We start from the raw sequence: 15,076 nt of genomic DNA on the forward strand, positions 1-15,076 counted from the left end.
CCATATAGTATTAATAAGGATGAAGAAAGGGGGCGTTGTCATGCGTATGCCAGCATTGCCGAAAAAAAAGTCTCCTCCGAGGGAAGCACCTCGCTCATGGTGGAAGGTTGTAAAAGCTTATTTATCGAAAGGGAAGTTTTACAGATTACCACCGCGCCATAAATAATTTTTACAGTACTTATTTAATCTTTATGAATGAGCAAGGCTATCCAACTGCTAAAATAGCATGTTAGGGACTGTATCCTACTGTGCTATTTTTTATTTTTTAGTAAGGCGTAAGAAAGTGTTATTTAATTTTCTAATAGAAATGCCTTTTTCGTAGGACCAATTAAATATAGCTCATGCATAGCACGAGTTAATGCCACATAAAGTAATTTTCTATCAATTTTCGAATCAAAGAAGGGCGTATCAAAGGCAGCAACAATGACAGCATCAAACTCAAGACCTTTTGCTAAATGGCTTGGTACAACCAGTAATACTTGCTGATTAATCGATTCATCTTCTGTGAGTAGTTGACAAGGAATTGCGTCATTCGTTAACGCTTGTTGCATTGATCTGGCTTCAGCCGTAGTTTTGCAAATTAAGGCAATGGATTGGTGCCCGTTTGCTCTAATGGAAGCGAAAATTTCTCTAATTTGCTGCGTATTAAAGGAAGCTGCCTTTACAAATGTTGGCGCATCTCCATGACGGACTACGGGCTCAACTAATGGCAGTTGCTCATCCATTTGCATTAAAATTTTGTTAGCGACCTCCATAATTTCAATGGTTGTTCGGTAACTTTTTTGAAGTGTTCTGAAGCTAGCGCGGGGAAATAAATTTTGCACAGGCTCCCAAGCGGTTAAGGAACGATAACTATGAATTCCTTGTGCTAAATCACCTACCATTGTAAACATATCCGTTTCTAGCCCTGCTTTTAGAGCGGCTAGCTGGAACAGGCTGTAGTCCTGTACTTCATCGATAAAGACCACACGCATTTTCCATTCATCTGCAATCCCTTTTAGCTTTGCTTGTAAATAATAGAGGGCCGCTAAATCTTCTAACATCCATTGCTCTTTAGCGTGTACTTGTAAAAACTGCTGTTGCTCCATATAATGCCATTCCGGTGCGATTTCTGCTAATAGTTCAGCATTCGTTAGCAGCGTACGATAGACTGTTTTTACATTATATTTTGTAAAGCGGCGCATATAGACAGCAACGGTAGATTTTGCTTCTTTTTCAATGGCGGGTAAACGTTCATCGCGTTCATCGATAAATTTTGTAACAATGTGTTTTCGTTTCTCAGCATCACGAATACCATTGAGCGCTTTCCCAAGGGCTTCATCGTATTTTGCATGCAACGTATTTAAGACAGCTTGTTTCTTTTGCCGAACATGACTTGCAAGTACCTTTTTAATATGGGCTAACCGTTTTTCAATGGGCATATAAGAAAATTCATATAGGAATAATTTTTTTAAATGTGAAGCCCGCATAATACGATATTTTTCAATATAGACATCCTCAAATTGTTCAGCTATTTGCAATTCAATTTTTTGTAAATATCGTTCAATCATATCGCGATAATAAAGGGAGCCCTTCACTTCAGAAATCCAAGCAGTTGGCTGATCTGCACCGCCTATTACGAGTGATTCCAATTGTTCATTTGGATTACGTAGTTTTAACTTTAGTTTTGTTGCTGCAAGGACATAGTCTGCAAATGTTGTTTGGCATATTTTATCAACACCAAGCTCTGGGAGGACATCTCCAATATAATCAATAAAAAGCTTATTCGGTGCTAAAATCATGAGCTGTTCAGGATTAAAATGTTCGCCCATCGTATAGAGGAAGTACGAGATACGGTGTAAAGCAATCGTTGTTTTCCCACTACCGGCAGCACCTTGGACAATAATTGGCTGACGCAGATGAGCGCGTATTATATCGTTTTGTTCTTTTTGAATAGTAGTGACGATTTCTGTTAGGCGTACATCTGCTTTTCCTGCCAATGCTTCTTGTAGTAATTCATCATTTGTCGTTAAGTCAATATCCCGAATATCGAGCAATACGCCATCTTCAATTTTATATTGTCGTTTGGCAAATAAATGTCCTTTATGAACTTCTCCGCGAACATCATATTCCATATCACCAAGACGGCCGTCGTAATAGACATTTGCTACAGGCGAACGCCAATCGACAATAATTGGTTCATGTGTTTCACGATGAAATAAGGATGTTTTTCCGATATACAAAAACTCTTCAGGATCGCCCGTTTTTTGAAAGTGGATTCGAGCGAAATATGGCTTTTTTTGTACGGCTTCTAAACCTTCCTTTTGATTGCGAGCCATTTCAAAAAAACGAGCATTGGTTAAAATGTTCAAATAACTCAAACTTGAATCTAAATAATCTAGATCTGCCATGGACTTTCGTATATTTTCTTGTGCAGATTGCAGGTCTCGTTGCGATTCATTTAAAATCTGTTGCATATAATTTTGCGTGTATGCAAGGCGCTCTATTTCAGCCTGAAAATCCGGGTGTTGTGCAGTCATTTTTAGCACCTCCTAAGTACTTACAATTTTAAGTAGATTCTCATACTACTATACAAAATTTTACCTATCAAGTGTAAACGTTCTATTTAGCTTATTGTTATACTATAAAGTAAAGAGTACAAGGAGGTTTTGCATTTGGATTTATTTGCACATCGTGGCGTATCAGCGCACTATCCCGAAAACACAAAAGCCGCTTTTTACGCAGCATCTAAGCTACCAATTGCAGGTATTGAATTGGATGTTCATGTCACTGCAGATGGTGAACTGGTAGTTATCCATGATGAAACGATAGACCGTACATCTAACGGTTCGGGCTATGTAAAGGATTTTACCCTTCAGCAACTCCGTGCATATGATTATGGTTCGTGGTTTGCAGCACAATTTCAAGGTGAAAGTATTCCCACATTAGGTGAAGTTTTAGAGCTTTTTGTCGCTACACACCATCGTATCAATATTGAGTTAAAAACGGATGTCTTTCCTTATGAAGGAATTGAAGCGCTTGTATTGAAGGAAATAGCGACGCACCAAATGACAGAGAGGGTCATTATTTCTTCCTTTAACCATGAATCACTTCAAACTGTATATCAGATGGCGCCATACATTGAAACGGCTGCTTTATTTGCGGAGGTTTTAGTCGATTTTACAACCTATACAGCAACCATTCCTGCTAAGGCGATTCATGTTAGTTTACCTACTGCATTTAGGAAACCTATAGCAACAGCACTAGAGAAAGAGGCAACTGTGCGTGTTTACACCGTTAATGACGTTAAGTATGCACAGCAATTGCAACAGCTCGGCATACAAGCCATTTTTACAGATGACCCTGAAGCTATACTAGATGGAATAAATAAAGACTAATAAAATTACCCTCTAGTGATGAACTAATGAAGCCAAGAACAAAAAAATTCGCCACACTCTTTTATCAATGGCGAAAAGAGGGCGAATTTTTTTTGTGTTTTGAAGTGGAAATAGTCATTACCATTTTGCTTGATGTTCTTCGATACATCCTAGCATTTGCTTAATAACTAATGTTTCACCATTATCTAATAAAATCGTTCCATCATAATAACCAAACATTTGATGTACTTCCGATTTAACGAGTTTTGCGTTCGTTGCGGCAACCCGTTCGAAAAATGGAGAGAATGTTAGAGATACTTGATTTGAAAATTTTGTTTTTACTGTCCATCGTTGCATATAATCCTCTCGATCATAAGTGAACAGCAAATCTTCGTGTATTTTTGTCATCTTCCCATCCACAAAAACAGCATTTTCAGTCATGCCAGTACCATCTGTCCATTTACCGCCTAAGTTGAGTCCGATGCGTCTACCTCGAACACGTTGAGAGGCCATGCCCCAATTCCAAGTGGCTTCCCGTGGCCAAACACCACGTCCATAATCAAGTACAGCAAAGCTTTCTTCAGGGGTAAACGTAAAGTGGCGGTTGCCGATAATTACTTCTCCTGAAGTAGGAAGAATATGATGCTTTCCTGTAAATTGAAATGTCCTACGATTCCAAGGAATGACGACATTTAACGATTCGTCTGAAGGTGGATGCTGAATAATTAAATTGGCACGCAAGGCATCGCCATCAAAAGTAGGGATTGAAACAGATAAATGTGTTTCGTTTTGAATATAGGTCATATCAATTGTCATTTCACTATTCGTGAAAGATACCGATTCCAGTACATGCGTTGGCATTTTAAGCTTGCCACCGAGTGGAACTGTTATTGTTTTTTCAAAATAGCGCTGAGTTTCATATTCAAGGAAATACACGAAGCACACAGCTGCGTAATCGAGATGACTAATCGTTGCGGAGAATAAAATCTCATCGCCATAGATACACCAATAGTTCCATTTCTTTTTACGCAGGATATGTCCGCTTAAATTGCTATTTATGAGAGGTTTTCGTGCAAATCCAATAGCAGCTGGATTTAAATTCCCTTTTTTATCGCATAAAAGAGTAGGCTGTAAAATTTCTTTCTCAGCATGCTGCTTCACATTCAACATCCCTTCTGTTCGTAAAATAAAAAAATGCCAATTTGTTTAATCTTATTGTAGCAAAAACTATCTTGAAATTGGAAAAGATAGCGCCTAATGTGACCGCTTTCAGCAATTTTGCGATGAAGGACCTAATTAATAGAACGAACGATGGAGTCATATGATGGACGTAAGGAGGGGGAGCGTGGCCAAAATGTATAACAGACAGGCAGCTGTGCAATATGCGAATTTGTGGTGGAATAGTCGTAATCCAGCATTTCCGAATTTTGATGTCGATTGTACAAATTATATTTCACAGTGCTTACTTGCTGGAGGAGCACCGATGCGAGGAGCACCAAATAGGGAAAGAGGTTGGTGGATTCAGCAAGGCAACTGGAGCTTTAGCTGGTCCGTGGCACATTCTCTAAGATGGTATTTGGAGGGGTCAAAAACGGGTTTAAAGGCTACACGCGTGCAAACAGCAGAACAATTAGACATTGGGGACATTATATTTTACGATTTTCAAGGAGATGGCAGAATTGATCATTCTGTCATTGTGACGAGTATCCAAAATGGGATTCCCTATGTCAATGCACATACTTCAGATAGTATTAATAGGGCGTATTTTTATCAGGATTCTACGGCGTATACCCCAAATATGACTTATTATTTTTATCATATAGATGATAGTTTTGCTTAGAGTGTTCGCAGTTTTAAAGCTCATCATTTTATGATAATGTTGGAGATAGAAATGATGAATGTTTATATATACTACTATTATTAGAAGGAGATAGAAAAATGAGTGAACAATTTTTATCGGTAAGAGATGCAATTATCAATCGCCGTTCAATTAAGAAATTTAATGGGCAATCGGTGAAACGTGAAGATTTACTCGGCATTGTTGACGATGCTGTCTGGGCACCGAACCATGGTAATCGCGAACCGTGGCGTTTAGTTATTGCTTGCGATGATGATTTAGTTGCACTACATCAGTTATTACGTGAGCTAGCTGTTCCAAAATGGCAGGAGCTTTCAAGTGAGGATTTAGCGAAGCAAATGGCGAAATTCACATTGCCTGGTGGCTATGCATTTGTTATTGTGCCAGAGGATGCACGTCAAAAAGAGCGTTTAGAAGATTACGCAGCAGCGAGTATTTTTATTCAAAATATCCAGCTGTTAGCTTGGGATAAAGGTATTGGCTCTTGCTGGAAAACACCAGGCTTCTTAGATAATCCTAAATTCCGTGAAGCATTAAAAGTACAGCCAGGTGAACGTGTAATTGCGATGTTACAGGTCGGTTATTTTGATGAAGTACCAAAAGGCAAAGAGCGTAAAACATCAGCACAGTTTGTAACGAATTTCGGTGAATAAACAAGAAAAAATCCCCTGCCAATTGAACTGCACCCCAATTGTTAGACACATCTAACAATTGGAGGTGCAGTTTTTTAATGGCTAAATATACTGCAGAGGAAAAATTACAAGCAGCTTTACGATACTTAGAAGGCAAAGAAAGTTCACATGAAATTGCTAAATCGATTGGGACAGATCATAAGGCTATTCTAAACTGGGCTAAACAATATGAGTATAACGGTGTTGAAGCGTTTATAAAATCATATACAAACTATACAGCACAGTTTAAACTAGACGTACTAAACTTCATGATTGAGCACGGCACGTCCTTAATAGAAACAGCGGCTATCTTTGGTATAGCAGCTCCATCGTCCATTATTCATTGGCGAAAACAGTTTGAAACAAAAGGATTCGATGCCCTTCAATCAAAGGAAAAGGGGCGTCCATCCATGAAAAAAGAAACCAATAAACAACCAAAACATACACCAGTAGAAGGCTCACCAGAAGCACTTCAAGCTCGTATCAAGCAGCTTGAAATGGAAAACGAGTATTTAAAAAAGTTGAACGCCTTAGTTCAAGCCAAAGAAACATCACCAAAGAAGACAAAGTAAAGGTCATCTATGAATTAAGGCATAAATACTCGGTGAAGGCACTTGTCGAATTCGCACAGATTCCACGTAGTACGTATTATGACATAGTGAAGAAACTGAATCGTCCCGATCCAGATACCGACTTAAAGGCTGAAATTCAATCCATCTATAACGAACATGAAGGCCGTTACGGATACCGTCGCATTCGTGATGAACTCGCAAATCGTGGACGAAGAGTGAATCATAAGAAAGTACAACGTATCATGAAAACACTTCGTTTAAAGTGCGTAGTCAGAATGAAAAAGTATAAATCATATAAAGGGACAGTCGGTAAAATCGCACCGAATATTTTAGACCGCAAATTTACAGCTGAAGCCCCTAATGAAAAGTGGGTAACAGATATTTCAGAGTTTAAATTGTTTGGTGAAAAACTCTATTTATCCCCTGTTTTAGACTTATTTAACGGAGAAATTATTACTTACACAATTGGTCATCGACCAACGTATTCACTTGTCTCAGAAATGTTGGAGAAAGCATTAGAGAAGTTACCAGAGGAACGCCAATTACTGATGCATTCCGATCAAGGCTGGCATTATCAAATGAAGCAATACCGTCACGCACTTGCATCAAAAGGCATTGTGCAAAGTATGTCACGTAAAGGCAACTGTTATGACAACTCGGTGATGGAGAATTTCTTTGGGATTTTGAAATCGGAATTCCTTTATTTAAAGGAGTTCGAAAGTGTTGAGCATTTTAAATTGGAACTTGAAAACTATATAACGTATTACAATACGAAACGAATTAAGGCAAAATTAAAACTGAGTCCGGTACAATACCGAACTCAGTTTACCCAAGCTGCCTAAATGAAATAACCGTGTCTAACTTTTAGGGGTCACTTCAAATGGCGAGGGGATTTTATTATCGCGGGTAAAGCGAAGCAAATCGCGGATAAAACCGGGTATTTCGCGGGTAAATGGTAATAAAGCGCGGGTAACCCAAAGTATTCCGCGGATAAAGCAAAGTGCATCGCGCATAGTTGTGTTGTTTATGATTTACTTAGTGCTGCAACTTCATATAAGTAGTCGCCTAAAACACGTAAGCCTTTATCGAAGTTTTCTAAATGGAAGTGCTCGTTTGGTGCATGGAAGTTTTCGCTCGATAGACCAAAGCCCATTAAAACAACTGGTAAATCTAAAATTTCATCAAAGGCAGCAACGATTGGAATCGAACCACCACCACGTGTGTAAGCGGTAGGTACATTATAAACTTTTTGGTAGGAACGACCGGCTGCTTGAATAAATGGATGATCAAATGGTGTTAAGAATGGGCGGCCTTTATCGAATTCTGAAATCGTTACTTCTACACCAGCAGGCTTATGTTTGTCGATATGTGCTTTTAATAAAGCAACGATTTCTTCTGGCTCCTGATTTGGTACTAGTCGGCAAGTAATTTTTGCACCAGCTTCAGCAGGAAGTACAGTTTTAATGCCTTCGCCAGAGAATCCACCGAATACACCATTTACTTCTAAAGTTGGACGAGCCCAAGTGCGCTCTAAATAAGAATAGCCTGCTTCACCGAATAATTCAGATACGCCGACTTCCTCTTTTACGGAGTCTTCGTTAAAGCCTAGTGCTCGATAAGCTTCACGTTCTTTTTCCGTTAATGGTAATACTTTATCGTAGAAACCTTCTACTTGGATTGTACCGTGTTCATCGCGGAAGGATGCTAAAATTTCTGTTAGTGCATGAATGGCATTTTGTACACCGCCACCGTATAGTCCTGAATGTAAGTCGCCTTTTGCGCCACGCACATCAATTTGTACGCCTGTAAGACCGCGTAAGCCATAGCATACTGCTGGTTTACCAGGGCCATAAAGACCTGTATCTGAAATCAAAATTAAATCAGCTGCTAATTTTTCTTTATGCTCTTCTACATAGGCAGGCAGATGAGGGCTACCGATTTCTTCTTCACCTTCATAGATGAACTTTACGTTCACTGGTAAAGTACCAGTCGTTGCAAATAGTGCTTCAATCATTTTTAAGTGCATAAACACTTGACCTTTATCATCACTTGCGCCACGTGCAAATAATTTGTTATCACGGATCGTAGGGTTGAACGGTTCGCTATCCCATAGATGTAATGGATCAACTGGCTGTACATCGTAGTGACCATAAAATAGAATAGTTGGTTTGCCTTCTGCATGTAACCAGTCAGCATAAACAACAGGGTGCCCAGCAGTTTGAGTGATAGAAATGTTTTCTAAGTTGAGTTTCTTGAAGGCATCAGCTAGCCACTCTGCGGCATGCTGAATATCGCCTTTATGCTCAGATAATGAACTAATACTTGGAATACGTAAAAATTCATTTAGTTCATTTAAGTGCGCCTCACGATGTTCAGCAAAATAAGCATTTAATGTCTGTAATTGCGTCATACATTCATCCCTCTTTCAATATTTCGATAATAGAAATAGTATAGCATAATGTGGTGGGGGAATCCTGTCGTAGCAATGCATTAAAGAGCTTTTACAATTGATTAGCCACAGTTTTAGCCCCACTAGCCTGTAAAGTTTGGCTGAACAACGAAACAGATTCTACCTCTAATTCCTTTAGAACATGACCGTACACATCCATAATCATCTTTGGTGTATTTCCTAATCTTTCGGCAATAACTTTCACATTGAGCCCACGATTTAACAAGATGGTGCAATGTGTGTGCCGTAAACCATGTATCGTTGTTTTGGGCAGTCCAGTCCGATCTAAAATTTTATTAAATGCATAAGTAGGACTTGTCGGAGCAATCGGATCACAAGCGTGTTCAAATATAAACACAAACGTATCATCTTTTGATAAGTCATCTTGTAACTTACGGCCATTTTTAAATAACGCCTTTTTACACCATTTTAAATAAGTTTCGAGTTGCTTCATAATCGCTTCATCAACTAGAATAGTTCTATAGCTATTCATTGTTTTTGGTGTGTGGACGCCGATAACATCCCTAGTACGCTCAATAGTAATAGTGTTGTTTTTAAAGTCTATATTCTTCCACTGCAGTCCTAATGCTTCACCTCGGCGTATACCTGTGTAAGCAATTGTGAGGAAAAAAGTGTAGTGGGTAACATTTTCATTTTGCTTGGCATCTTCTAAAAAAACGACCAATTCATCTGGAGTAAGGAAGTTAGATGCTTCCTTTTTCTTTTTGGTACTAGTTGGGATAGTTACTTTCGTGAAGCGGTTCCGATTAAGTATCTCTTCCTCAACTGCTGCATTAATCGCAATTTTGAAGATAGTGTGCCAGGCATGTATTGTACTTGGCTCGTATTCACCGACCAGAGCATTAATAAAAACTCTTTGATATGTTTGCTTATCTAACTTTTGTAGCTTGTAATGACCAAGCAGGGGCTTTAAATGAACACGCACAATGATTTCACGTTGAACCTGTGTCCCTTTTTTCCACTTGCCTTTATTCGTGTCATACCATATATCTAGCCAAGCACCAACAGTTATCTGGTCATTTTCTACATACTTTTTATCACCATTCAGCATTGCAGCCTTCACTTCCAGTAGTGCTTTCAATGCTGCTTTTTCTGTTTTAAAGCCACTTTTCTTCTTCTCACGGCGTTTTCCAGTCGAATCATAATACTTATGCCGAAACATCCACAGCTTTTCTTTCTTCGCATTGAAATAATGATATATTTCAGGTTCCTTTGCAGATTTATATAATTTCACCTTGTCCATTCCTTCCATGCTTGGCGGCGTGTGTATAGGAATAGGCGAGTAAATTAATAATACACAGAGATTATGTGGAAAATATTGTACAACTCAATGTTTTTCAAATCGAAAATTACTTTTTTTCCATTTGAGTAGGTTTCAAAAACTTGCGCTTCAACTATTTGTCCTATATAAAAATTTCCATCGAAAAGTACAGCCATTCGTTCGTTAGAAAAATGCTCATACAAAAATTCCCTTTTAAAATCAGGATAATAATGAATGTGTACACAATCGCCTTCCCTTACTAAATCACATTTATTAGAACTACTTATGTCTATTAATAAACTATAGTGTTCATATTTATTTGGGAAAGTTTTATAGGAATCTTTATACGTAACGGAATGTGTTTCTAAATTTTCATTATTGAAGTCTATTTTTTTTAGATTTAATAATTCATTATCCGAGATTAGATATGCTGCAGATTCAACCATATATATTTGATCATGGGCCAATCCATATAAATAATTGAACAAATCTTCTATTTTTGAACTTAATAAGCACTTTTCTTTAAAAGTAAGATGTTTTGCATTATCGAAAATGTATTGAACATCTGAATGTGCGATAGGTAAACCACTAAAAGAAAAGTAACGAGAGGCGATTTCTTTATTCTCTATATTATTGGAAATATAATTCAACATTACGTCAGCTTCTTTTTCTAATTCAATAATAATTGTAGGCAGCTCTTGCTCAATAATTTTTTTTATTTTCTCTATTTCTGCTATAGACATATTTCTTTCTTTTATTTTGTTGATTAGTATTTGTAAAGTACCCATAGGAATGACCCCGGATAAAAATTTATAGTCAGAAGGAAGTAAGCTTTCTAAATTATAGAAAATAAAGCTTCCCAAACTTCCAAACATTAAATCATCAACAGTTATATTTCCTAATTCAGCGATTTTTTTTAACCGTTTATTGTTTGGGATTGTTATACCTTTTTCCCATTTTGAGACGGCACTTTTTCCAGCATCATCTATCAATTCTCCGAACGCCTCTAAAGTCAATCCTTTTGATTTTCTGATGTTTGATATTCGCATACCGAGCGCTTCTTTATCTACATTCATGTTTTTTCACATTCCTTTTCAATTTTATTTATTATATCGCAAATAGTGAGAAAAACATACATTTTGTTTCCTAAAGTGTCTTATTTTGTTGTGTTTAAATAAAAACTATGTTACTTTTGAAGTGTCTTAAAGTTTCTTAAAAATTTTGAGGTTTTGTTTCTTAAAGTTTCTTGTGGGGGTGAAAGGATGAATGAAAACAAAGAGGTATTAACAAAAGTAACTATGACTGTTAAAGAGGTTGCTGATTATCTTGGAATTTCTCGTGGTACCGTCTATAGCAGGGTTAAAGCTAATGAAATACCTTATGTAAAGTTAGGTGGAAAAATATTGTTTCATCGTGAAACCGTTGATAATTGGCTAGCACAGTTAAGTAAAGGGGTGAACATTAATGTTACCAGCAAACATTGAAGTAAATCTGGATAAACAAGCCATTCGAAAGTACATAGAGAAGCGGCTTGATGAAGAAGTAAGGGAAGTATTGTGGTTAATCGATCTAAAAAAGATGGCAGAACTAACGAATATGTCACCGCGCTTTTTAGAAAGCGATGTTATATGTGATGTGCGTATGCGAGCAATTGAGATTAGGAGAAATCGCAAACGTTGGTGGCCAGCCAAACAGGCTTTTGAAGTTATTAGTGCTATAACGCATGAATGGTGAAAATACACAGCTTGGCGGCGTGTACATGGGAATAGGTCAAAAATGAAAGGGGCGTTAATATGAATCAATTAAAAGTAGTTACATTCAATGGTCAGTTAGTGACGGATAGTCGTGATGTGGCGGAAATGGTTGGAAAACAACATTGGGAAATCCTGCGAATGTTAGAAGGAACAAAAGACGGTAAAACTAAAGGTTTTGTTCAAACGCTTTACGACAACAATTTTGTGGTGGTTGATTTCTTTATCAAACATAGCTACACAGATGATAAAGGAGAGGTACGTCCTTGTTATCTCCTCACTCGTAAAGGGTGTGACATGGTAGCAAACAAAATGACTGGTGAAAAGGGTGTTCTATTTACTGCAACGTATGTTACTAGATTTGGAGAAATGGAGCAAGTTTTAAATCATTCTACATCAAACAATAACGCTGTGGAATTTGAAAAACAGCTAATTGGTGTGAAGTACGCTACTGAAATATTACGTGTGGACGAACCTTCTAAGCTTCGAATGTTAGAGGAAGCCCACAAGAAACATGGCGTACCAACGAATCATTTACCAACGTATATAGAAGGTGAGGAACTAAAAGTATCCTTAACTCAACTCTTAAAAGAACATGATGTGAAAATGGGTGCAGCAAAAGTAAATACACGTCTGATTGAACTAGGTTTACTGGAGATTAAGGAACGACCTTCTTCAAAAGGTGGCACAAAGGAATTCAAGTCATTGACAGAGGAAGGACGTAAATATGGAGATAATGCAATAAATCCTCATAACCCAAAAGAAACGCAGCCATTATACTATCCATCAATGTTTAACGAGTTGTTAGAACTGTTTATGTTTGCTGGCTAACAACTCTTCGTAAGATATGTATATAGGAATAGGCCATAAATGAAAGTAGGCGAAAAATTTGGAACATAAAATGGATTCAATTCCGTTATTGACCCACACAGATCCTAGTTCTTTATCATACGAAGAATGGCTAAATGTTGGTATAGCTCTTAAAAACGAGGGCTATACCGCAAGTGATTGGGACAAATGGAGTCAGCAAGATACAACACGTTATAAAGCGGGGGAATGCTTCACACAATGGGCCTTATTTGATTACTCAAATATTAAGAATGATGCAGGCGTCACACAAATAGTCGCTGGCTATGAAGAAAGACTGAAAGACGGCCAGAGACATTTGAATCCTGAAAATTTAGGCGGGCTAATTAATCAATTACCAGATTTAGCACCTCCATTAATAGATGGTGTGCTTAGACAAGGGCATAAGATGCTGATTGCTGGCCCATCGAAAGCTGGTAAGTCATTCACGCTAATCGGATTATCAATTGCCATAGCAGAAGGGGCTAAGTGGTTAGGCTGGCAGTGTATGCAAGGGAAAGTATTGTACATCAATTTAGATTTAGACAGAGTTAGCGTGCTTCATCGTTTTAAAAATGTCTATCAAGCATTAAGGATCCATCCTTATAACAGTGACAATATCGATATATGGAATCTACGTGGTCAATTAATATCAATTGATCGATTAGCGTCAGAAATTATTGAAGCGTCACAGCAAAAAGGCTACGTGGCCATCATCATCGATCCACTCCATAAATTATTATCTCATAATGAATACAACGCTAATCAAAGGGCGTACTTTACGAATCAATTTGATAAAATCGCTACTGATTTAGGTAGCAGCGTTATCTACTGTCACCATCATAACCCAATTGGACATGGTAATAAAAAGTCTATGGATTTTTTATTATCATCAAATCTATTAGCTTGTGAGCCAGACGCATTACTTCACTTAGTGGAAAATGAGCTAAGTGAGGATGTTTTAAAACGACAAGCTAATAACGTGACATGTCAAATTTACGCCAATGTCATCAAACAAATGAATGATAATTATTACGCTGACCATGTTTTGCAAGACCACGAGCAAAGCCTCTTACAAATGGAATATCATGCAACTCAAGCGTTAACTCCCGATTTAATTGCCCAAGCAGAAGAGGAGATAAGCCAGGCGGTTCAAACAATTAATATGCGCTCAGCGTGGCGTGTAGAAGGAACTCTACGTGAGTATCCAAAGTTTGAAGCCGTTAATGTGTGGTTCCAGTATCCTGTACACAGAATTGATGAAACGGGCATCTTGGAAGATATAAAGTTAGATGCAGAACAAACTTGGAAAACTAATTTCGATAAGAAGAGACCGAATAAGCTAAGACTTAATGAACGTATTAGTGCATTAGAGGCAGCGTTTGAAGCATGTAATGATGAAAATGAAATTGTAACGATAACTAGTTTAGCTAAACATACAGGCTTCACAGAAAAAACTATACGAAATTATATTAAAGAACACGGTAAATTTGTAGTAGATAAAGGGATAGTGACGTGGAGGGAATGAGGGAAAATCTCAATAATTTCCCTTGTGATAATTACGGAAAATATCGGGAGGGAATCATTACAATTTCCGTGAAAATATCGAGTTTTCTTCCTTTACTTTTCCCTGTTACAAGGGAAGAAAAAAAGGAGGGAAAATTCGATGTTTTCATAGGGAAACAGACCAATATTATTCCCCATAATATTGTGATTTCCCTTTCAGTCAAAAGGTCAAGAGAAAAAAGTGGTGGGCTTAGCACATGCCCGCCACACACTAGTGATAATAGGAGCCTGTGAATGGCTCCTTTCAAATTATCTTTTATCATCGGCTAATGCAGATAATACGAAATAACAAATTATTGCGATTATTATTAATGTAATCAGTAGTAGAAGGAAATAGCTCCAAAAATAAAGAGAAGTAAATAATAAGGCAAAGCCAGTAATTCCTGTAGCAACTAAAAACCAGGTCTGATATTCGTATCTTTCTCTAAATGAGAAATAAATAAAGCTTAATCCTAATGTTATTACAGCTATAGATGAGATGAAATTTAAGGAAAGCCCAAACAAATAGGGACCAGGACTACCAAAGTAGTATTTTCCAAATTCAAAAATAGTTTCGGGTTTTGGAAGACCGTTATTAAAGTCTACACTATACCAGCTTACAAAAACTGCAAGTACAATAACAGATACTACATTTAGCCAGTTTGAAGTGAGACCTTCTAGTAATCTTACATAGCCTCTGATTAATGCCATACCAACACTCCTTTTTTTGTGAATTTTAGTAAAAA

Annotated in this window: 14 protein-coding genes; 8 read left to right on the plus strand and 6 right to left on the minus strand. The window is 37.6% G+C overall.

Features of this window, described 5'->3' with window-relative positions:
- Positions 1-290 precede the first annotated feature (290 nt).
- Positions 291-2,519 carry an RNA polymerase recycling motor HelD gene (gene helD, locus MHH88_RS02195; protein WP_339261327.1) on the minus strand — a complete coding sequence of 743 codons (2,229 nt, stop codon included), beginning with the start codon at positions 2,517-2,519 and terminating at the stop codon, positions 291-293.
- Positions 2,520-2,654: 135 nt separating this feature from the next.
- On the opposite strand from helD, the gene MHH88_RS02200 reads away from it, so the two are divergent.
- Positions 2,655-3,377: a glycerophosphodiester phosphodiesterase gene (locus tag MHH88_RS02200; protein ID WP_339261329.1), complete on the plus strand. Its 723-nt coding sequence runs from the start codon at positions 2,655-2,657 to the stop codon at positions 3,375-3,377.
- A gap of 117 nt (positions 3,378-3,494) precedes the next feature.
- Here the strand turns inward: MHH88_RS02200 and MHH88_RS02205 are convergent, their stop codons facing one another.
- Positions 3,495-4,517 carry a DUF2804 domain-containing protein gene (locus MHH88_RS02205; protein WP_069512923.1) on the minus strand — a complete coding sequence of 341 codons (1,023 nt, stop codon included), beginning with the start codon at positions 4,515-4,517 and terminating at the stop codon, positions 3,495-3,497.
- 184 nt (positions 4,518-4,701) lie between these two features.
- Here MHH88_RS02205 and MHH88_RS02210 point away from each other — a divergent pair, with 184 nt between their 5' ends.
- From MHH88_RS02210 to MHH88_RS02220, 3 genes are all read left to right on the plus strand, one after another.
- The gene (locus MHH88_RS02210; protein ID WP_069512922.1) at positions 4,702-5,196 is read left to right on the plus strand and encodes an amidase domain-containing protein; all 495 of its coding nucleotides are present in this window, start codon (positions 4,702-4,704) and stop codon (positions 5,194-5,196) included.
- Positions 5,197-5,294: 98 nt separating this feature from the next.
- Positions 5,295-5,867, plus strand: a complete 573-nt coding sequence (locus tag MHH88_RS02215) for a nitroreductase (RefSeq protein ID WP_069512921.1) — start codon at positions 5,295-5,297, stop codon at positions 5,865-5,867.
- 77 nt (positions 5,868-5,944) lie between these two features.
- Positions 5,945-7,299 (plus strand): IS3 family transposase gene (locus MHH88_RS02220; protein WP_337982349.1). Its coding sequence is split into 2 segments (ribosomal slippage): positions 5,945-6,398 and positions 6,398-7,299, totalling 1,356 coding nucleotides; the frame shifts between segments, so codons are not numbered across the junction.
- A 182-nt stretch (positions 7,300-7,481) separates the two neighbouring features.
- On the opposite strand, the gene MHH88_RS02225 is transcribed toward MHH88_RS02220, so the two are convergent.
- The 3 genes from MHH88_RS02225 to MHH88_RS02235 form a co-directional block, all read right to left on the minus strand.
- On the minus strand, positions 7,482-8,867 hold the full coding sequence (locus MHH88_RS02225) for a dipeptidase (protein ID WP_339261332.1): 1,386 nt from the start codon (positions 8,865-8,867) through the stop codon (positions 7,482-7,484).
- A 91-nt stretch (positions 8,868-8,958) separates the two neighbouring features.
- Positions 8,959-10,170: a tyrosine-type recombinase/integrase gene (locus MHH88_RS02230; RefSeq protein WP_339261334.1), complete on the minus strand. Its 1,212-nt coding sequence runs from the start codon at positions 10,168-10,170 to the stop codon at positions 8,959-8,961.
- A gap of 44 nt (positions 10,171-10,214) precedes the next feature.
- Positions 10,215-11,264: a helix-turn-helix transcriptional regulator gene (locus MHH88_RS02235; RefSeq protein ID WP_339261336.1), complete on the minus strand. Its 1,050-nt coding sequence runs from the start codon at positions 11,262-11,264 to the stop codon at positions 10,215-10,217.
- Between the two features lie 186 nt (positions 11,265-11,450).
- On the opposite strand from MHH88_RS02235, the gene MHH88_RS02240 reads away from it, so the two are divergent.
- From MHH88_RS02240 to MHH88_RS02255, 4 genes are read left to right on the plus strand one after another with little or no spacing between them, the layout of a single operon-like run.
- On the plus strand, positions 11,451-11,672 hold the full coding sequence (locus tag MHH88_RS02240) for a helix-turn-helix domain-containing protein (protein ID WP_339261338.1): 222 nt from the start codon (positions 11,451-11,453) through the stop codon (positions 11,670-11,672).
- Positions 11,653-11,922 (plus strand): hypothetical protein, encoded by a 270-nt coding sequence (locus tag MHH88_RS02245; RefSeq protein WP_339261340.1) that lies wholly within the window; start codon positions 11,653-11,655, stop codon positions 11,920-11,922. Before MHH88_RS02240 ends, MHH88_RS02245 begins: the two co-directional genes overlap by 20 nt.
- A 59-nt stretch (positions 11,923-11,981) precedes the next feature.
- Positions 11,982-12,770 (plus strand): Rha family transcriptional regulator, encoded by a 789-nt coding sequence (locus tag MHH88_RS02250; protein WP_339261342.1) that lies wholly within the window; start codon positions 11,982-11,984, stop codon positions 12,768-12,770.
- Between the two features lie 58 nt (positions 12,771-12,828).
- A complete protein-coding gene (locus tag MHH88_RS02255) occupies positions 12,829-14,313 on the plus strand; it encodes an AAA family ATPase (RefSeq protein ID WP_339261343.1) in 1,485 nt (494 codons plus the stop codon).
- Between the two features lie 287 nt (positions 14,314-14,600).
- Here MHH88_RS02255 and MHH88_RS02260 read toward each other — a convergent pair whose 3' ends face one another.
- Positions 14,601-15,041: a hypothetical protein gene (locus MHH88_RS02260; protein WP_339261345.1), complete on the minus strand. Its 441-nt coding sequence runs from the start codon at positions 15,039-15,041 to the stop codon at positions 14,601-14,603.
- Positions 15,042-15,076 lie beyond the last annotated feature (35 nt).

The organism is Lysinibacillus sp. FSL K6-3209, from assembly GCF_037976175.1.
Lineage (GTDB): Bacteria > Bacillota > Bacilli > Bacillales_A > Planococcaceae > Lysinibacillus > Lysinibacillus sphaericus_D.